Raw genomic sequence first — 18208 nt, forward strand, 5'->3', positions numbered from 1 at the left:
ACTCATTAATATAAGAAAAATCACCCCTCTCTTACTAGAAGAGAGGGGTGATTTTCTATAGCTTGGACTATTATAAAACAGCCACTTATTCTAACGCTGCTCTATTAGTCTGTTTATTTATTATTCAGGAAGTCGTAAAACGATCATTTTTGTTTCAGTCATATCTTCAATCGCAAAACGTGGACCCTCACGACCGATTCCGCTGTTTTTCACGCCACCATAAGGCCAGTGGTCAAGTCTGAAGTTGGATGTACCATTAATGACAACTCCGCCCATTTCAATGGCGTGAGCAAATTTATAAGCAACATCCATTTGATTCGTGAAAATTCCTGCTTGAAGGCCGAAATCTGAGTCATTTGTCGCATCAATTGCTTCTTCAATCGTGTCAAAAGGAATCACGTTAACAATTGGTCCGAATACTTCTTCACATACAGCTTTACTGCTTTTGGTGAATTTAATAGAATAGTTGGTTCAACGGTTGCACCGTGCTGTTTACCACCTAAGATTAACTCCGCGCCGAGTTCAACAGCTTCGTTAACCCACTCTACGATACGGTCTACATTACGAGTATCAACTAGAGTACCAATATCCGTATCTAGAAGCAAAGGATCGCCAATTTTTAGTTTTGCAACAGCTTCTTTTAATAGTGCAGTGAATTTCTCTACAACTGGCTTGTGAACATAAATTCGTTGTACAGAAATACAACTTTGCCCTGAATTACTGGAACCTGTTGCTGCGCACATGCTTGCAGCACGCTGTAAATCAGCATCTTCATGAACAACGGTTGCAGCATTTCCACCTAGCTCAAGTAGAACTTTTTTCATTCCAGCTAATGAACAAATGTTTTCACTCGCAACAGTTCCACCAGTAAATGAGATTACATTGACACGATCATCTTTGACAATCTGTTGTCCTACTTCTCTTCTCCCGATAACCAAATTGATCGCATTTTTTGGAAGTCCTGCCTCAAGTAGAAGTTTAACTAATTTAGTTGCAATCAATGTTGTTTGAGAAGCTGGTTTTAGAATTACGCTATTACCTGCAGCAAAAGCTGGTCCAACTTTATGACAAACAAGGTTAAGAGGTGCGTTAAATGGAGTAATGGCAGCTACCACTCCTATAGGTACGCGGAAGGTAGAGGCAATTGCTTTAGCACGTACAATAAATCAAAAAAGCTTACAACCTTTTTAACTAAATTGTCAAAATCTTTTGTTGATAAAAGGAAATAGTTGTATTGGCTTGATGATAAATTTTTAGTTGGAGGGAGCAGGAATCTTTTCTCAGATGCGACAAGGTTAACGCAAATTGGAGATGGGGAGAAGATTGTTGAAAGTAGAGATCGTCAAACTGTTTATAATTACAGGTACTTGATACATTTTAACTTTATAAATGTTAGAAAAGTAGAGTTAAATGAACTTTTATAGAGTTTTACACCTGATGAGATTAAGACGGAACGTCGTCTATTTATTGAATAAATAATTGATTGCTTTAGTAAAAAAAAGGAATTAAAATGAGCGTAGTAATACTGTCTAAAAGTGTTTAGGGTCATGACAATGTTTGATTGTAGGACCCTTGCCTTTGGTAAGGTCTTTTTTTTAAAACGATGGTGAATAGTGAGGTGGGAATAAGTGTCTGACAATAAGGTGTTTCAAGTAATTGTTCGAATTTTGATTGTAGCCATATTGCTAGTTCTTGGCTGGTATATCTTTTATTATGTTGTGTGGCTAACCTTTCCATTCTTAATTGCTGTAGCATTAGCGTTCTTAATTAATCCAGTCGTGAGTTTTTTTGAAAAAACAGCGAGATTTCCGAGAATCCTAGCCGTGTTTACGGGTATTTTATTTTTATTTGGATTAGTAGGTGGAGTGCTCACCTTAATCATTATAAAACTTATTGATGGATTCCAATACTTATCTCGACTTGTTCCAAACCAAATTGAACGGATTTCGATTCATATCCAGTCATATGTAAATGAACACTTTTTTCCCCTTTGGGTAAAAGGAATTGGGCTAATCGATCACTTAGATGAGACACAACAAAATGCAATTGAAAATAGTATTCAGCAGTTGGGCGGTCAGTTCGCCGCAATACTTGGAAATGCAGGTCAGGCCATCGCTAATAGTCTCTCGCACTTTGTTGGTGCTTTACCGATCACACTAACGGTTTTTGTTTTTATTATTCTTGCTCTTTATTTTATAAGCAAGGATTGGAATCGACTCCAGGCAAACGTAAAAGATAAACTACCCCCTCATATTTTTGATCAGTTTGGTGATGTGTATCAAGATTTAAAATCAAAAGTTGTTGGATTCCTTACCGCACAGTTAATTTTAATAAGCATGACAGCCATTTTAAATTTTATTGGGCTTCTCATTTTGAGAGTTGAGCAACCGTTAACAATCGCTCTCATTATTGGTGTTGTTGACTTATTGCCTTATCTTGGAACGGGTATAATTTTAATTCCATGGGCTGGTTATAGCTTGGTAACAGGCAATTTTTTTCTTGGATTTGGCTTATTAATCTTATATATTTTAACGATTACACTAAGGCAATTGGCTGAACCAAAAGTACTTTCATCAAGCTTAGGTCTAAACCCATTAGCGACACTAATTTCTTTATTTGCTGGGCTACAATTATTCGGCTTTATGGGACTGTTCATTGGTCCTGTCATCTTAGTTTTACTCCTGTCATTTTACCAAGCTAACGTATTTGAAGGAATATGGCGTTTTATAAAAGGAGAGTCCTAAAAAGAGGAGCTGAAAAAGGTAACGGGTTCGGAATAGAGGGAGAAACCTATAAGAAACATACCATTTAGAGACGGGATTCGCACCGGTTTTTGTCTCTTCTACTGTTATACCAAGTGTTTTGCAATATTAATAAGTGTAATAACAGCCATATTAACACCTGTTTTAGCAAGACCGCATAAATTTATGCGATCTGTTAAATAAGTTATTGATTCATTTTTTTCACCCTCTCAACCGAACGGCTTATGAAAAAGGTTGACTTTTATCTTTTTCAGTGGTTTTCCTAAGAAAGTAATTATTGACAAATGTAGATGCAACCCTTACGATGAAAGTAATTAAATAGTATTCCTAAAGGGGAGTAGCTTTTACAACACAGTCGTCACTACAGAGTTCTTTGCTCTCGGCTTTGTTGGCAATCTAACATTGTTAGCAAGACCTTTACTGTTATGGTAAAGGTCTTTTATATTTTAAAAACCTTTGCCGGTCGCGGTAAAGGTTTTTTATTTTTTGAATTTCATGAATTTCTTCTGAGAATTGACTTTTGTGATAGTAATTTAGAATTTTATATGAAAATACGATAACGATAATGGACAGGGAGGATTACTTTTGATATTGAGAAAGTACGCATCACTTATAGGAATAGGCTCTGCACAAATTGATCTTATATTGCCTAAGGAAACTTTTAAGCGCGGTGACGAGATTGTCGGTTACTTTTTAATAAAAGGTGGGATCGTTGAACAGCAAATCAAGCGGATTGACAGCAATTTAATTCGAATTGACCATATGAATAATGAGGAAACGATTCTAAGTACTAAAACAATAACTGTAGCAAAACGAATTAATCAAGACATGGAAGAAAAATTATCATTTAATTTTAAGTTAGATGCTGATACCCCAGTTTCCACCCATAAAAATTCATATGGTTTTAGAACGAAGCTTACTTTTAATGAAGGGGTTGTCAGTACAGATTTGGATTATATAAAAATTATTTAACAAAGCTGTAGAGTCTATAATGACATTGTTTTGTAATGGACAGTCGGGGAAGCTAAAATGATATTGTTACCGGTGCCGCCGTAGAACAGTCTAAAAAAACATTTTCTTACTTAAAGGCATAGCAAAGCAATTATAGTTTTAGAATTTAATAAAGAGGGAATGACCATTGCTAGGCTATCTAAGTGTAAGGTTTTTGAATAGCTGGTAGAAGTGGTTTCTCCAATAAAGAATTAATCAATAAGTACGATAAGAGAGAAAGGTTAATAGGTGGATCCCATGGATACAAAAGAACAATTAATGAAGGAATTGAACCATATTCACAGTTGGGAATCAGGGCAAAAGGGACTGTGGTTTTGGGAAAAAATGGGGCGTCTGCCTTTCAAGTTACTTGATCGCTTTACACCGCAGTTTATTCATAATAAGATCGGTCAAGCTCTTAATGAAATCGGAAGTTATCTTCAAACAGGGGGGCGTTATTTATATAGCGAACAAGGTATGTTTAAACGTTTTACGGAAAAGACTGGAGAAAAGGAAGTAACTCTGGAATTTATTTCCAAGCTACCGATCGATCATATGGACGAAGTAAGCGATAAAATTATTCATTCGAGAAAGAAAGTAGCTATGACTCAAGGAGCCACAACTGGAATTGGAGGCATATTCACTTTAACGATCGATATCCCAATCATCCTTGGAATTTCATTGAAAACTCTTCAAGAAATCGCCCTGAGTTATGGCTATGATCCAAATGACAAAAAAGAGAGAATTTTCATTGTAAAATGTCTTCAGTTTTCTTCTTCAGATATTGTTGGCAAACAAGCAATTTTGACCGAACTTTCTGCTTATGATAATTTAAAGAATAATGATCAAACATTATCACAAGTTCAAGGGTGGAGAGAGGTAATGATGACGTACAGAGATAACTTAGGGTGGAAGAAGTTATTTCAGGTAATTCCCATTGCCGGAATGATTTTTGGTTCTTTGATCAATAAGTCTATGATTAGTGATATTGGAGAAACAGGAAAGATGTTCTATAAAAAGCGACGAATTATGGAAAAGCTTTCACTTTTAGATAAACAGCCACTTGAAGAAGATAAATAGTAAAAAACATTGGAATTTTATGAATTTAAGATGCAAAGTATCGGCCATTGTATAGCTTATCCTGATTCGGTAATTTACGCTAGATTGTATATACTAATCTTATGATGGTTTTGAATAGGGGTGGATAAACGTGACTTATATCCTTTTAGTTATTGGCTTTGTTTTACTAATTAAAGGGGCTGATTATTTTGTTAAAGGTGCTTCAAGCATTGCGACTGCTTTGCAGGTTTCCCCTTTATTAATTGGTTTGACGATTGTAGCGTTTGGAACTAGTTCACCTGAAGCAACTGTTAGTATGGTTGCAGCATTTGAAGGAAATGCAGGGGTGGCAATTGGAAATGTTGTCGGAAGTAATATATTTAATATTACCTTTGTTGTTGGGGTGACAGCTCTTTTATATCCATTAAAAGTAGAGAGTGAAACGATTAGGAAGGAAATTCCATTTACGTTATTAGCTGGAGTTGCCCTACTCATCTTAATAAGTGATATATTTCTCCAATCAATAAGCGGAAATTTTATTACGAGAAGTGACGGTTTCATTTTATTACTGTTCTTTGCTGTCTTTTTATACTATATATTTGAAGTTGCAAGACGCGATCGAAAAAAAGGAACGAGTGGCATTTCAAATCCAGTCGCTACTTCATGGGGGAAGAATATCGTATTTACAATCGGTGGTCTTGCCGCCATTATTTTTGGCGGCGATTTAGTCGTAGACGGTGCCACTGAGATTGCAATTTCGCTCGGAATGAGTGAAACCTTAGTTGGGTTAACGATCATAGCTATTGGTACTTCCTTACCTGAATTAATCACTTCGATTACGGCGGCAATTAGAAAAGAAAGTGAAATTGCACTCGGAAATATCGTTGGTAGTAACATATTTAATATTTTCTTTGTTCTTGGGGCGGCTTCTGTTATTTCTCCGCTTGCTGTAGACAGTAAAATATTTGTGGATGTCTTCTTAATGATTATCATAACGATTGTATTACTCCTGTTTTCAAGAACGAACTTCAGAGTTGGAAAGTTTGAGGGGATCATTCTGGCAATCGCTTATATTCTCTATATGATTTACATTATTATTAGAAATTAATCGATAGCAATGAATGATACATGGTAGAAAGGCAGGACTATTTGAGCTAGAGAAATGAATGAAATTGGACCCTGTACTGCAAACTCTCGCTCTACAAGGTCTTTTTGTGGGAAAATACAAATTAAGAATAGAGGTCGTCATAGCAGCGTACTGGGAAAGGATTCACTATTTTTAAATCACACGAGCATCGATTTAATCCGCAATTAACCCCCTAATTACACAAGTGCCCCCATACATAGTCCCAATAAGTAACTAATTCAGATGCTGATAGAATATAAAAAATCAAGTATAAAATCTATGCGATTTTACACTTGATTCCTATGTTACTTCTCTCCACGGTAATGCTTAGAATGGTTCCCTAAAGTTTTAAATTTACACTCTCAGTAGAACTTTCAAAGCGTCTTTATGACCGTTTCAACGTCAAGAAAAATTTCGTCAATGTGATTAAAGCTGCCTTTAATCCTCAGCAATTTTCTAATAATATCCCTGGTTTCAGCTTTGATTACTAATTCATCTTCCCAGCTTTGTTCTTTTTGGGAGGTAGGATGAAATTGGGAGTACAGTAAAAAAAGAAGGAAGTGCCCTAATGCATAGAAATCACTTTTATAGGACCGCTCTTTGAACAATGTCTTTTCAGATGCATCGGTTGTGGAAACCGCAACCTCATTCATTTCACCAAAGACAGCAAGACCAAAATCAATTATAAACACTTGGTTTTTTTAAAAATAATACTAGGCAGTCGTAAATCGCGGTGGATCAGCTGATTCTCGTGTAAATATTTAACCACTGCTATTACTTGTAAAAATAGTTGTAAACTTTCTTTTTCGCTATATGATTGACCGCTATTTAAAATAAGATCCTCAACATTACTGCCATCGATATAATCCATAACAAGAAACCATTTTTGGTCTTCTTGAAAAAAATCTATACACATAGGAATCGATGGATCGTTAAGAGAAGAAAGAGTTTTTGCTTCACCTTTAAGAATTTCTTTACTATTATTATCTTTTCTCTCTCTATGCTGTTTAACAACAACCGTATTTTGATTTTTCTGATCAAAAGCAAGATAGACCTGCCCGTAACTTCCTTTACCGATAAAGCGAAGTATGTGCTTTGAAATTCTACCATTTTAAGTTGTAATCTGACTCCTAGTGATTTCCAGTAGAGTAAATTTACGTTTCAGTCTCTAAAAACTCCTGTAATTGATCGATACGTTTGTCAAAATCTTTCGTATCAACTTCTTCTTCTATTTTATCATCTAACTCAATATTTTCCCATTGCGATGGATTATTATGAGCCCCCGCTTGAGTCGATTTACTCTTCGGTTTTTCAATCTCAAGAGGAGTAGCGGGGACCTGTGTTCCTTCAAGCTGGTCAATCTCTCTAAGTCGAGAAAACAATTCCTTATATTCATCTTGTAGTCTCTCACGTTCCTGAAATATTTGTTGCATCCGCAGTTGGATTGCTGCTCTCTCATCAAACACCATGTCCTCACTCCTATAAAAAAATAATATTTTCTAAATCATATCATAATTTTATTTACTTGTTGCATGTGATATCTCGGATGGCGATAGGTATCTTGTATTTGAATTCGATATAGGGAGTTAAAAAAATTTGTAATTTTAATGGTAGTAGGGCTTATTTCTTGAACTTACCTTTCCTCTGAAACTAGGAAATCCATTCCATGCGTAATATACAGTATCGCCAAGTTTATATATTCTTCTGGTGACAAAGTGCTATTATGTTGCCAATCCACTGAAGCCCCGTAAATTCCCCAACTTAGTATCAAAGCTGCAATTCTTAAAGATTCATCAATGTCAGTAGGATGTTGTTTTACAACATCTGATGAAAAATCCTTTCTAGTTCTTTCTTTATAATGACTTCAATTATTGCTGTAAAAGCCTAAAAGCTTCTTCGATATAGTGTTGCTAAAGACATTTGAAAATTGGTTACAGCTAAGAAAACACTGACGTAAAATTACAGAAAGGAGTTGCTGATTTAGTTAATGATTTAGATCCACATTCAGAAAGGGAAGAAGGAGTTCTATTCCCAATCGGAAGAGATGTATCTTTGTTATGGAATACGAACATGATCAAGCAAAAGGCAATTTGAAAAAGTTTCTAGAAACTACAAATGATTTAAAGGATAACCTATCAGCATGTTCCTATAGAGTAGGATCATCCCCCGTGCATGTATACTCAAACATGCGTTATTTTCTCTTGATGGCTAACTAAAAAGACATAGTAAACCGTTATCAATTAAGTCAATTGATTTATAAGTTACCCCCTCTTGTATTTACCTTTCTAAAAAATCCCTTTATAATGAATTTTATGTGAATAAATCTAACAAGTCTCTTGACTTTTTTGTGTGAAAGAAAGGTGAGGTTTGCTTTTGTCTTTGGATAATGGAGAAATGAAAAAAGCTGTTGGTTTGGAAAAGGGATGGAGCTTTACACACTATTTAAGTAAAATGAAAGGGGTTAGTGCTCAAGATCGTACAGTCCTCTTTTCAGACTCTTTAGTATCTGCTGGTGGGGGCTTAATTGCAATGACAATTATAAGCCTTCTAGCTGTTAGTCTTGGGTACCCGATGGCTCTAGGCCCTATAGGTGCGAGTTGTTTACTAGTTTTTGCAGCGCATGAAGGTCCGTTTTCTCAACCGCGCCACATTATTGGCGGGCATTTACTTTCAACTTTTGTAGCATTATCGATTTGGGATTTGTTTGGAAGGTCTCATATAACAATTGGAATCACTTTAGCTGTTGTTGTATTACTTATGATGATTACAAAAATGATGCATCCACCTGCTGCAGCAAGTGCTGTAGTTGCAATTAATTCCCAAGTTGGTTGGGGGTTTCTTCTAACCGTTGTTTTTAGTGCCATACTAGTAGTTGTCATATCTATTTTGTATAACAATTTGTTCAAAACTAGGAATTATCCTCAAAGGTGGATGTAACAATCATTTTTTAAACTTTCATGAGAGAGAGGATGAAACGAAACCATGGAATGTGTAATATTCGATAGCATTTTATATGTTAACTTCAGGTGTTTAAGTTCTGACCCCATACAATAAAATGGTGGAGGTCGGAACCTTTTTGCATTAATAACTATAAGTTTCAACCATTTTTAGTATATAAGTTTAAGTTAAGGTTTCTGAGTGATGAATGGCTCCGACCGCACATGTAAGTGAGAATATTCAGAAAGTATTACAGAGAGGCTTTTAAATAGATGAAGTGGTTTCGGACTATTCATTTTTAACAGTAACTAATTCAGACAATAAGAGACAGGGTTACTTTCGAATTTATAATGTCACCAATGAATTTCCACGTTACCCCAATGACGAGTGGTCGTTAAAAACAAACGACATATAAAGCAAGTTTTGACATATTGACTGATTTGACTTTCGTGTCACTCTACTCCAACAGGATCGATACGGCTGTAGTAGATTGAACCTCGCTGATTTTTCTTAGAGGAAAGCTGGATTATTGCAAGAAAAATTACGAATACATCCTGGATTATAAGAGATGGGCCAACGGACTCCGCCTCAATCTGAATAGTTATGTTCATTTTCTTGTGCATCTAAAAAAACGTTCACCTGATGCGGGGGTTAGTATTTTGGGACAAGGAGCAAGGCTAGAATGAAAATTTGAGACTTCACAGTAGTTAGGAAGGAAAAATATTTTGAATGCTTGTAAACAAGAAAGAATCAAGAAAGAATCAATTTGGATTTATTTCGTTTGAAATTAATATCCCCATAGTCTTTTTGTGTCTAAAGGTATATAGACCTTATCGCCTTTAATTTGTCGATGAATCAATGGTTTGTTGAAAAGCTGTTCAATATCACCTATTTTTTGCTTATGTCTTACTTTTACAGGTACAAAGACTTCATAATTCGTTAACATGTTACTAGTTCCTCCAAAGTGGGTAATATGTAAATTACATCCTATTTTCTTCCTGTTTTTTTATTTTATGCAGAATTCTAAAGAAATTAAACGTTACCTATGATTGGCAGGTCCTAGTTTGAATTTTCGAATACACTAATTTTTCAAGTTAAAATCTGATGGTGATTTTAATCTTTTTACTCATAATTCTTCGTTCAATTCATATTTTTGCGTAGCCTCACTTTACGTAACCTTTTTATGATAATGGAACCATTTTTAACGACTTTGATAGGCATTCCCGCAATGATCTTTCAAAGACTATACTTTTAGGGAAGAGCCAACTCGCACCAATGGCTAACTGAAATAACTAGATCAAAATTAGTTGATCTGCCAACGACTTAACTGCCATGATTCGGAAGGCTAAAACCCTAACAACAAACATACTTGTGCTTTAGCAAACGAAATCATATATTCCAACCTCAATCATACTTGTTTCTTAATCCTCTCCTATGTTTGTTGATATTGCGGTTCTTCAAATTCTATTTGCCCCTTTCTTTTTTGAATTTCTTGTATGACTTTTCGTGTTTTTAATGCTCCCTGATGAAAAGCTTCCCATGCCTCAGGCTCATTTGTTTTTAATGTAAGAGACGATAGTGTTGCATTAATTGACTGTAGTGAAATAAGCAATCCCTGAACTTGACTTCCAACTGTCATTTTGCTATTCTCCTTCATTCTTTGTCCTTTTAGTTTAAATACAAGTAAGGTGATAAACCCAGAAATACATTGCTGTGGGAATCCGGCGTTTGTCACTTCAAAAATACCTGTAATCACACTTACCAAGACATTACCAAAGCTTCAGCCATAGCCCAATGTACAAGTGAATTAAGCTTGTAATAGATACAGTAGCACCTGCACCAGCAAAGTCTATTAATGGTTCATATAATTCTAAGCAATCAAACCGGAACCAGATACAACCAGCGCACTCATCGTGTGTGCAGGTGTTAATTTAAATACATTCATAATGGTTATATATAAGATAAGGTGACTCTAAAGAATCTGCCCGCATTGTAAAAGCATGCGACCAGACCTTTTTTGTTTGAGTCACCCAAATAGCTTATTCTTGTTTATATTGAGGCTCTTCTTCTTCAATTTGCTGAAGACGAGGCTCCAAGCCATCAACGATTCCTTGTGTTTGTTGAGCAGCTTGTTGAAAAAGCTGTTTTGCTTGTTCATTTTCTGTTTCAAGTGAAAACGTTTCTAAGCTCGCTTGTGCACTCTTTAATCCCGCTACTGTTTGTTTCATTTTTGCTGCTACTGTCATTTGTATGTCCTCCTTGGTTTAACCCGATTTTGAAGTGATAGCTTCGTTTTATCATGATGATATCCTCAGTAAATTATTAGTCATAAGTTTTGTAAATATTTTCCTGTAGCTTTGTATTAAACTAAGTTTACTGATAGCAGTTTTTTAGTTTGGTAATAAAAATCAAAAAGAAATAATCAAGAGATTGTTAGAGACTAACGAATAATTTGATAATGGTTAGTTAAAAGAAATAATTAGCCTTGTATACATACGGCATAGGAGAGAAACAAGAACAGAAATTACTTTCTAGGCATAGATTAGCCAATAACAGTTAGATAGGCGAGAGGTGAGTAGAAAGTGGAACAGCAATACGTAATCAGAACAGAAAAGATACCTGTTCAATTCCCTTCACAGCACCAACCGTTTCATCCAGGGTTTGAATGGATCATGACACCAAGACCAATCTCTGAGAATCCAGCATATCTGGCATCGGGGAAACTACAGGGGAAAGTAGCTATTATTTCAGGGGGAGATAGTGGGATCGGCCGAGCAACTGCCTATGCATTTGCCAAAGAAGGGGCCAATATCGTTATTGTGTATTTAAATGAACATGTTGATGCGCTTGAAACGAAACAGCGTGTGGAGCAATTGGGACAGAAATGTCTTGCCATCGCCGGGGATTTAGGTCAAGAGCAAACAAGTCATGAAGTCGTAGATCGAACATTACGATTGTTTGGGGAAGTAGATATTATTGTTAATAATTGTGCCGAGTCTTATCCAAAAGATCAATTAACGGATATTAGCGCTAAGCAACTTTTTCGAGTTTTTCAATCTAATGTTTTTTCATACTTCTACTTAACAAAAGCAGCTTTGCCTTACTTAAAGCAAGGTAGTTCAATTATTAATACTGCCTCAGCAGTGGCTTATGAAGGCCAACGAGGAAACCTCGATTATTCTACATCAAAAGGAGCAATTGTGACATTTACTCGTTCCCTTGCTCTTGATTTAGTTAGTAAAGGGATTCGAGTCAACGGAGTGGCGCCAGGGCCGATTTGGACACCCATTATTCCTTCAAGTTTTCCGGCTGAGGATATGCTAAGCTTTGGCTATTCAACACCGATGAATAGAGCAGGTCAGCCTTATGAACTTGCTCCAGCATATGTTTATTTAGCAAGCGAGGATTCGAGTTATGTGACTGGTCAAATAATTCATGTTAATGGGGGCTTAAAAACAAGCAGTTAATACAAAAAAACAAAATGAAATAGGTCTAAAAAAATAAGAGGGAATTTTTTCAATAGTAAAGGGTTCATTCCTGCAATACTAGCAGGAACGTTTTTTTACTAACTACGCAGTTTAATTGAAGATAAAAACCCTTCACAAATTCCTCCATTTCATCCTATTAAATTATGTTAAATGATTATGAGAGCTGGTGGTTTAATGAGTGTTTGGGTGCTGTAGTTTCTGAAACAATAGCATTTGCATCAACCAACTTGGACGACATTTTTATTTTGATGATGCTGTTTTCTCAACGTAATTTTAAATTTAGAAATCATCATATTGTTATTGGTCAGTATCTTGGCATAGCTATTCTTACTATCCTTAGTATTATAGTGGTTCCTGTTATGCCTTCTGTAATGGGGGTTGCTGTCTACGATTCGTACGTTAATACAGTTGAAAATAATAAGCTATTCAAAAGTGAACAAAGAAAATTTCTAACAAAGCAGTATCAACAATATCGAGTTAAAATACCAGCATTAGTAGATGAGGTGAGATAATTGCAAATCTTTTCTACCTTTGAGCATTCAACTTACCTTGAATTAGCTATTACCTCATTGGAAAAAAATAGGGGTGAAAAAAGAGAAGATTCTAGCTGTACCGCTTATTAACCGAGTAGAAGAAAGAAGATTGTTTGATAACGCTTCATCGTGCAGATGGGGTTAGCCTGTTTGATAAGGAAGCTGCGATCGGAACGGCCTTTTCTGTTATTGAAGCAAATGTTGGACTCGGGTTAGATTGGGGTCCGATTTTTTGGGGGCTAATAGGTGCAGCAAGTGGATTTATTATTGGATTTATTATCGATTATATGATTTTTAAAGTAGTTCATAAAAGAAAAAGGGAAGTCAAAGGAAAAAAATCAGAAGTCGTTTTGGTTATCGAATGTTCTAGTGAACTAGTAGAGAAAGTAGAAGAGGGCTTCGGGAACACCTAGCATTGGGAGTTTCTAAAATAGATGGGTAATTGTGTTGAACGAACGGATTCAGTATGATTTGAGTTTCTACCGTTTTCAACGTATGTAATGATACCTACCATTACCCGTACTGATTATATCGTTTACTTTGTCTTTTTAATTTGTTCTACCATTTCAGCAGCAATCATCACAACGTCGTACTTTTGACACATCGAACTAAGCTTCTTAGCATAAGGTGCTGGTCTATTCATCATCTGAGCCGACATAACCTCACAGAGAAGTTCGGGGCCTTTTTCGGCATTTAACTTTCTTGTACAAATATCGTGCATTACGTTAGTTAATGGGGTGCTTGACGAAAGAGCAGGAGTTGTCGTTATCGGCAGCTCCTATCGCTTATTTATTAAAGATGCAGATTAGTGTAAGTAATAACTGTGGCGGTGTATAAAATCATATACCACAAGTAGAAAGGTTACTTTAAAGAAATTATAATGAAGCAGTAAAATAAAGTTCATTATAAAAAAAGCATTTTTTAAACCTTTTTAGCACATTACAATGGAAATTTTCTTTAGTAAAGTAATTTAAATAATCGTCTTCTCTTTGAATGTAGTCCCCCTTATCATAATAATTCATAAACCAATTACCAATCGGGGATTTTTTAAAAAAACAAGGTTCAATTAAAACGATTTTTCCATCTGGTTTTAACATTCTTTTAAATTCCTTAACATAACATTTTATCGTTTCTGGAGGAATATGGTGGAGTACGGCAATGATTAAAATGAAATCAAAGCTATTATCCTCTGCAGGAAGTTTATTCCCCGTAAAAACATCAAATTGATAATGAGGATACATACTTTTTGCAAAGTTAATTCTGTGGGAATCGGGGTCAAGCCCGTAATAGTGAGTAGGCGAACATAAGGTGCAATTAGCTCCGGTACCTGCTCCAAAATCGAGTATTTTTTTATCTGTAAAATCAAAAAACTGTCGAATATGATTATGAATATATTTTTTAGTCGTCCATTTTGGTCTAATTAGTGAATGGTAAATTCTAGGTGATAATTGCAATGAGAAGCACCTGCACTTTCAAAATGTTTTTGTTTATTTAGGGTAGTGTAACGATTATTGTTAATAACTGATTTTATTATGTTACAAATAACTAATCTAATACATTGCAAACAATAAATGTAATTAAAAGGTAAGATTCTTAACAAGGATAGTAACCTTCTTTAAGACCCCTAAAAAACCCCTAAAATGAAACTTACTTCAAATCATTAGGATTAGGGGTGGCATGCTTTTTATTAATAACTTCGTAAAAAAGTCCTCAATCAATATTAGGGGACTGGTTTTGTTGTTGTACCATTAGTCCCATCAATTTTTTAAATTCCCCTACAGTTAATGGTCTAGAATCTGGCATTAGTTCGTATCCTAACTGTCCATTCGGCTCTATTGTTGCGTTTTTTATTTCAGAAATATTTGAGACTCCTTGTTGTCGTATGTGCATCTCTAATTTATCTATAGTTAAACGCATTTTTTTGAGATTTTTTGTGTTGATTTGACCATTCTCAATAACTGGTATTGCTTTACCGTGAAAAATTTCTCAAGAGAATTAAACTTCATTTGGAGGTATTCAATAAAAACAAGTACTCCTATAAAAATAGCTATAGTAATTAGTGTTTTTGTAACACTATCTTCTATAATTGGCTGAACAATAATGGCTCCTATTGAGATCATCACAATTGTTGTAGTAATTGTCATTTGTGCAATAGACTTTCGTCCAGATATTCTGAGAAGGAGAAATCCAGAAATGACCATTAAAATTGATTCCCAAATAAAATCCATAATTGTACTGCTCCTTATAATTTACTTTAATTGCTATCTTCATTATTCAAATTTTCATCACAACTTCAACTATCATGAGAGAACGAGTTCTTTTCGTTTTTTGTGGTGAAGTAGATAATTGGATTAGAGGTTTGGTGTTCCATTTTCAATCTCCCTACCTCTGCGTTAGTGATAGGAGTGGAAGAATGGTTCTTCCACAAATTTTTGGCGAGAGGTATTCTTCGTCGAGAGGAATCATCTCCTCAAATTTATTTTTTATATAGGGTAAGAGAGGAGAAGCTTTTCTAACACTTCTCCTTTTACTTGCGCGCCAGGCATGCACACATTCTCTAGGGTTCAAGTTCCGAACTGTGTTTACAGCTAGCTTAAAACAAGGGTTTCTGGGGCAACCCGGAATCTGAAGGAAGTCGGCGGCAAATCATGTGGAAACGAATGTTGAACTGACAGAAGTCAGCAGTAGCCATAGTATCAATAAAGTTGGGAAGGGCTGAACCAAAAGGAGTGTGGAATAAGCTCAGCGTTTCTCAAACCTAAGCAATAAGGTTAATCTGTCGAACGGTGTCATAAAAGACAATATCTGGAGAAATTATTCAAGAGGATCATGTTATATAGATAATTGGTTTTTGTGGAAAAAAATGTTAATATGACCTAAGACAATATTAAGACTTCTTGTAAAGGAGATAAAAAAAATTATGGAATTTATTATTTTCTATCTACTAATAATTAATGCTATCAGCTTTAGCATGATGGGATTAGATAAACATTATGCTATAAAAGATATGCGTCGTATTCCAGAAAGACATTTATTCTTAATAGGTTATATTGGTGGTGCTATTGGTCTTTTGTTAGGTCTTAAGAAGTTTCGCCATAAAAAGCTGAAAAAAAAGTTCAGCTATGGTTTACCTCTGCTTTCGATCATAAACATAAGTGCAGTAGCTGTTTTACTGACTATTTTTTATAGGTGAACCAAAAAGTATCTTTCAAATGCAACGATCGATAAAGAAACCGACATTACTTTTAAGACGAAAAAATAAGCGGAAGCATTTACGGTAAGCCTTCCTCATATATTGCAATATAAAATCATTCCCGTAATAAAAAATTGCTAAGGTAGTGATCAAAATAGAAAGAATTAGAATCTTAATGAATGTGAGAGAAGACTTATCTTTTTTAAAAATAAGACAGCTGAGAACATGTTGCCTGCTGCCTTAACGCCTAAATATAGTTTTTAGATGGGATAATGAAATTAACTTTTGTGATCATTCAATCTTTTGGACAAGCTTTTGGTGATTTAGCCTCCAAGAGTAGACTTAAGGTAGATCTCCTTGTTGATTTTCAAATTATTGTTGTGCTATTTCAAGTTGAGATTTCACAATTAGGTAGGAAGGGAAAGGGAACTATATTGTATTCTCGTAAACATACAAGAAGCATTTTAGATTTTTAAATTAATATCCCCATAATCTCTCGGTATTTAAAGGTGTGTATACTTGATCACCTTTAATTTGTCGATGAATCAATGGGTTTTTGAAAAGCTGCTCAATATCATATTCCTTTTGCTTATGCCTTACTTGTACTCGTACAAAGACTTCATAATTTGTTACCATTTACAAATTCCCCCAATTGGGATATTAAATAGATTTTTTCACATTTTTAATTTTATGAAAGATTGCAAAATTAAACATTATCTTTGCTTGACAGATCCTGGTTTGATTTCTCGAACACACTAATCTTACCATTTGGTTCCAAAAAAACCTGTTGGACTTCTGAGGGGGACCTAAACCCTTTGACTCGTAATTCTTCGGTCAATTCATTTTTACTTAATCTTGCTTTACGTAACCCTTTCATAATAATGGAACCATTGTCAACCACCTTGATAGGCTTTCTTTGCAATGATTCTTTCAAAGACTAGACTTTTAAGGGACAGCCAACTAAAAACAATTTGGGCGATGACGAGTGCTAAAATAGCATCCACTGAAATCCATGGATTTAAATCCGGATCTGATAGCGGTTTAGCGATTAGCGCACCAATGGCAATGGCCACAACTAGATCAAAATCGGTTAATCTACCAACGGCTTGACTGCCCATAATCCGGAAGGCTGTAAGCCCAACAGCAAACATACCTAGTGCTTTAACAAACGAAATCAGATATTCCAACGTTTGTTCCTCCTTGGTATCACATGAAAAGATGAAATATATCCTCCTACTAACCCAAATAACCTATGATTTTATAAATGGTGATACCATATTGTGAACTTGTTTCATTTGTTCAGCACACCATTTATATGTTTTTTTAGCCTGGACATTTTCTGTATCAAGGGTAAACAATTCCATATCAGCGTGTACTTTTTTGATGCTTGCTTCAAGCAATGGTAATTCGGTTGGCTGTGGTACTTGAAGAATATCATCAAATAAATCGAATGTTACCTGGCCGTATTCGTCTATTTGTGCCATGAAGACATTTTCAACAATGGCATCCATTTTATTTAACTCCGTTTTTAACCATTCTTGACTTAATCCTCTTGTAGCCAAGGGTTCGTGAAGGATTTTCCCATCCATAATAACCGTTTCTGGTTCCTTAATGGGTGGTACATGATGATGCAACATTTTCGCAGTAAGAGGCTGTTGTTCTTTTTTTACAAGAACATTTAACTCGCCATTTCCTTCCAGTACAGCAAATTCAACATCGGCTACTTGAAACACTTGTTTCGTACGAAGTTTCCGTAATAACTCATCAGTTGTTAAACGCTGTTTCTTCATATTTTCCTCTAGAATTTTTCCATCCTTCATAATAGGGATCCCTTTGCCATAGATAGCGGACCGAAATGTTGCATTTTTCAAGCTAAACATAAGGATTCCGAATGCTCCCCCAATCCAAATTACAAGAGCCGCTAGCAGGTGCGAAATAGGAATTGATAATTGAATTGAACCAATTGCTAAAATGACGGCAACGGAGGCAATAAGACCAAATTCTAATTGAGAGGTCTCTCCAATAGGTTTTCGGGCAAATAAACGAGCAATTGCGAGAAATAACAAAAAAGCAACAAAACTTCGAAGTGCAACCTCAATCCAACCTTGCATGTTAATACC

General features: G+C 35.4%; 20 protein-coding genes and 3 pseudogenes. 9 read left to right on the forward strand and 14 right to left on the reverse strand.

Translation table 11 applies throughout. The annotated features are described in order from the left end of the window. Positions 1 to 120 precede the first annotated feature (120 nt). Positions 121 to 1151: pseudogene (locus tag LDX58_RS03190) on the reverse strand (aldehyde dehydrogenase family protein); the annotation flags it as partial. A gap of 477 nt (positions 1152 to 1628) precedes the next feature. On the opposite strand from LDX58_RS03190, the gene ytvI reads away from it, so the two are divergent. The 4 genes from ytvI (at position 1629) to LDX58_RS03210 (ending at position 5919) form a co-directional block, all read left to right on the forward strand. Then, entirely contained in the window at positions 1629 to 2744 is a 1116-nt protein-coding gene (gene ytvI, locus LDX58_RS03195) for a sporulation integral membrane protein YtvI (RefSeq protein ID WP_227935385.1), read from the forward strand. A gap of 603 nt (positions 2745 to 3347) precedes the next feature. Next, positions 3348 to 3734, forward strand: coding sequence for a sporulation protein (locus tag LDX58_RS03200; protein ID WP_227935386.1), 387 nt, complete (start codon positions 3348 to 3350; stop codon positions 3732 to 3734). A 276-nt stretch (positions 3735 to 4010) separates the two neighbouring features. Further along, positions 4011 to 4832, forward strand: a complete 822-nt coding sequence (locus LDX58_RS03205; protein ID WP_227935388.1) for an EcsC family protein — start codon at positions 4011 to 4013, stop codon at positions 4830 to 4832. A gap of 130 nt (positions 4833 to 4962) precedes the next feature. After that, a complete protein-coding gene (locus LDX58_RS03210) occupies positions 4963 to 5919 on the forward strand; it encodes a calcium/sodium antiporter (protein ID WP_227935389.1) in 957 nt (318 codons plus the stop codon). A gap of 392 nt (positions 5920 to 6311) precedes the next feature. Here LDX58_RS03210 and LDX58_RS03215 read toward each other — a convergent pair whose 3' ends face one another. The 3 genes from LDX58_RS03215 to LDX58_RS03225 are packed head-to-tail and all read right to left on the reverse strand — an operon-like array spanning position 6312 to position 7406. Continuing rightward, the gene (locus LDX58_RS03215) at positions 6312 to 6629 is read right to left on the reverse strand and encodes a hypothetical protein (RefSeq protein WP_227935390.1); all 318 of its coding nucleotides are present in this window, start codon (positions 6627 to 6629) and stop codon (positions 6312 to 6314) included. After that, positions 6620 to 7039: a protein kinase domain-containing protein gene (locus LDX58_RS26585; protein WP_372459081.1), complete on the reverse strand. Its 420-nt coding sequence runs from the start codon at positions 7037 to 7039 to the stop codon at positions 6620 to 6622. Before LDX58_RS26585 ends, LDX58_RS03215 begins: the two co-directional genes overlap by 10 nt. Positions 7040 to 7091: 52 nt before the next feature. After that, positions 7092 to 7406, reverse strand: coding sequence for a hypothetical protein (locus LDX58_RS03225; protein WP_227935391.1), 315 nt, complete (start codon positions 7404 to 7406; stop codon positions 7092 to 7094). A 904-nt stretch (positions 7407 to 8310) separates the two neighbouring features. Here LDX58_RS03225 and LDX58_RS03235 point away from each other — a divergent pair. Next, the gene (locus tag LDX58_RS03235; RefSeq protein ID WP_227935392.1) at positions 8311 to 8874 is read left to right on the forward strand and encodes an HPP family protein; all 564 of its coding nucleotides are present in this window, start codon (positions 8311 to 8313) and stop codon (positions 8872 to 8874) included. A 787-nt stretch (positions 8875 to 9661) separates the two neighbouring features. Here LDX58_RS03235 and LDX58_RS03240 read toward each other — a convergent pair. From LDX58_RS03240 to LDX58_RS03255, 4 genes and pseudogenes are all read right to left on the reverse strand, one after another. Then, positions 9662 to 9820 (reverse strand): hypothetical protein, encoded by a 159-nt coding sequence (locus LDX58_RS03240; RefSeq protein WP_227935393.1) that lies wholly within the window; start codon positions 9818 to 9820, stop codon positions 9662 to 9664. Between the two features lie 486 nt (positions 9821 to 10306). Next, positions 10307 to 10513, reverse strand: coding sequence for a DUF1657 domain-containing protein (locus tag LDX58_RS03245; protein ID WP_227935495.1), 207 nt, complete (start codon positions 10511 to 10513; stop codon positions 10307 to 10309). Positions 10514 to 10537: 24 nt separating this feature from the next. After that, positions 10538 to 10819: pseudogene (locus LDX58_RS03250) on the reverse strand (SpoVA/SpoVAEb family sporulation membrane protein); the annotation flags it as partial. A gap of 94 nt (positions 10820 to 10913) precedes the next feature. Next, the gene (locus tag LDX58_RS03255) at positions 10914 to 11120 is read right to left on the reverse strand and encodes a DUF1657 domain-containing protein (RefSeq protein ID WP_227935394.1); all 207 of its coding nucleotides are present in this window, start codon (positions 11118 to 11120) and stop codon (positions 10914 to 10916) included. Positions 11121 to 11456: 336 nt separating this feature from the next. Here LDX58_RS03255 and LDX58_RS03260 point away from each other — a divergent pair, with 336 nt between their 5' ends. From LDX58_RS03260 to LDX58_RS26360, 3 genes are all read left to right on the forward strand, one after another. Then, positions 11457 to 12341, forward strand: a complete 885-nt coding sequence (locus tag LDX58_RS03260; protein ID WP_227935395.1) for an SDR family oxidoreductase — start codon at positions 11457 to 11459, stop codon at positions 12339 to 12341. A gap of 203 nt (positions 12342 to 12544) precedes the next feature. Next, positions 12545 to 12874: a cadmium resistance transporter gene (locus LDX58_RS03265; protein WP_227935396.1), complete on the forward strand. Its 330-nt coding sequence runs from the start codon at positions 12545 to 12547 to the stop codon at positions 12872 to 12874. 134 nt (positions 12875 to 13008) lie between these two features. Beyond that, positions 13009 to 13308 (forward strand): hypothetical protein, encoded by a 300-nt coding sequence (locus LDX58_RS26360; RefSeq protein WP_308017425.1) that lies wholly within the window; start codon positions 13009 to 13011, stop codon positions 13306 to 13308. A 462-nt stretch (positions 13309 to 13770) separates the two neighbouring features. On the opposite strand, the gene LDX58_RS03275 is transcribed toward LDX58_RS26360, so the two are convergent. Next, positions 13771 to 14349 (reverse strand): class I SAM-dependent methyltransferase, encoded by a 579-nt coding sequence (locus LDX58_RS03275; RefSeq protein ID WP_227935397.1) that lies wholly within the window; start codon positions 14347 to 14349, stop codon positions 13771 to 13773. Positions 14350 to 14542: 193 nt separating this feature from the next. After that, positions 14543 to 15123, reverse strand: a pseudogene (locus LDX58_RS27030) (DUF421 domain-containing protein). Positions 15124 to 15815: 692 nt separating this feature from the next. On the opposite strand from LDX58_RS27030, the gene LDX58_RS03290 reads away from it, so the two are divergent. Further along, positions 15816 to 16088, forward strand: a complete 273-nt coding sequence (locus LDX58_RS03290) for a DUF1294 domain-containing protein (RefSeq protein WP_227935399.1) — start codon at positions 15816 to 15818, stop codon at positions 16086 to 16088. Positions 16089 to 16565: 477 nt separating this feature from the next. Here the strand turns inward: LDX58_RS03290 and LDX58_RS03295 are convergent, their stop codons facing one another. The 4 genes from LDX58_RS03295 to LDX58_RS03310 all read right to left on the reverse strand — a co-directional run bounded on the left by LDX58_RS03295 (position 16566) and on the right by LDX58_RS03310 (position 18199). Continuing rightward, positions 16566 to 16724 carry a hypothetical protein gene (locus LDX58_RS03295; protein ID WP_227935400.1) on the reverse strand — a complete coding sequence of 53 codons (159 nt, stop codon included), beginning with the start codon at positions 16722 to 16724 and terminating at the stop codon, positions 16566 to 16568. A gap of 70 nt (positions 16725 to 16794) precedes the next feature. Beyond that, the gene (locus LDX58_RS26590; protein ID WP_372459083.1) at positions 16795 to 16965 is read right to left on the reverse strand and encodes a YetF domain-containing protein; all 171 of its coding nucleotides are present in this window, start codon (positions 16963 to 16965) and stop codon (positions 16795 to 16797) included. A 16-nt stretch (positions 16966 to 16981) separates the two neighbouring features. Continuing rightward, a complete protein-coding gene (locus LDX58_RS03305; RefSeq protein WP_227935402.1) occupies positions 16982 to 17275 on the reverse strand; it encodes a DUF421 domain-containing protein in 294 nt (97 codons plus the stop codon). A gap of 63 nt (positions 17276 to 17338) precedes the next feature. Continuing rightward, a complete protein-coding gene (locus LDX58_RS03310; protein WP_227935403.1) occupies positions 17339 to 18199 on the reverse strand; it encodes a DUF421 domain-containing protein in 861 nt (286 codons plus the stop codon). Positions 18200 to 18208: the final 9 nt, after the last annotated feature.

The organism is Alkalihalobacillus deserti (genome assembly GCF_020734105.1).
GTDB classification, from domain to species: domain Bacteria; phylum Bacillota; class Bacilli; order Bacillales; family Bacillaceae_D; genus Halalkalibacter; species Halalkalibacter deserti.